1 pseudogene is annotated in these 1,305 nt (G+C 44.1%); it reads left to right on the forward strand.

The window, feature by feature from the left end:
• Positions 1-480: 480 nt before the first annotated feature.
• Positions 481-1,305, forward strand: a pseudogene (locus tag R7O12_RS25255) (LysR substrate-binding domain-containing protein); the annotation flags it as partial.

Here is a 1,305-nt window from a genome sequence, read left to right on the forward strand (position 1 = left end):
CGTGGGTAACCGAGTATGTGCGTTGTTGTAGCCATGTCCCTATTCCTTTTTCAATCTTGTTCAATTTGTTTAGGTCAGAGCATCTTTCTCTAAGTTCACAAGATGTCTGGATGGCTAAACTATCTCTCTCCTCTGTCGTTTGGACAACGTCCATTTATTCAACTTGTTTATTAAAAAAATTCATCATGGGTCGATTTCATTCGCAAATAAATCACAACAATAGACGTCTAGACGTTTACATATCCATTTTTTGTCGTTAAGTTAGTTATGTCTGTCGCAGTCAATCAATACGTTTTAACAGCAATAAAAAATTGCTTGCGAGTGAAGTGGATTTGTTTGATAAGTGTTTATTCTTAAATCAAAAATTCAAAGTAGCTATTGAGTATTTCAACAAGACAGAGCATTAAGAAACCATATTGAGCCGTTATTGACTGGGATAGGAATTCGTTCACGGCGAACCACAAAGGATGAAAGGGATTCATGATAGAGCTAAAACATTTGCGAACATTAACTTCGCTTCGAGACACCGGCTCGTTAACTGCTACGGCTACTGCCTTGCACTTAACGCAATCCGCTCTTTCTCACCAAATCAAAGATCTCGAATCTCGTATTGGCGGTCAGTTATTTGTACGCAAAACTCGCCCAGTGAAATTTACCTCTGAGGGTGAACTTCTCCTGCGCCTCGCTGAAGATATTTTGCCAAAGCTGGCAAGAGCAGAAAACGAACTGGCGAGTTTGAAAGAGGACGTCAACGGTCGATTACACATGGCGATCGAATGTCACTCCTGCTTCCAATGGCTCATGCCTGCTCTAAGGGAATATCAATTGGCGTGGCCAAGCGTCACGTTGGATTTTTCGTCCGGCTTTGGGTTTGAGCCCTTACCCGCATTGGTGGCTGGCGAGTGAGATCTCGTTATCACTTCGGATATTCAACCTCTGTCTGAGGTACATTAGGAACCGGTGTTTGACTTGGAAATGCGCCTAATTACTGCGACCAATCATCCATTAGCTGACAAAGAAATTATCGAACCACAAGATCTTGCCGATCAAACTATGCTCTCTTATCCGGTTCAAAAACAAAGATTGGACGTTGTTAAGCACTTCTTGCAGCCGGCCGGCGTCGAGCCTGCCAGATGGAAGCAAGCGGACAATACCTTAATGCTGGTGCAAATGGTTTCGGCAGGCTTAGGCGTTGCGGCGCTGCCAAACTGGGCGATATCCGAGTTTTCTCGTCAGGGGTTAATCACCAGTAAACCATTTGGCAAAGGTTTGTGGCGTCGTCTGTTCGCAGCAACGCGTAACTCT

The organism is Vibrio sp. Vb1574, from assembly GCF_033338675.1.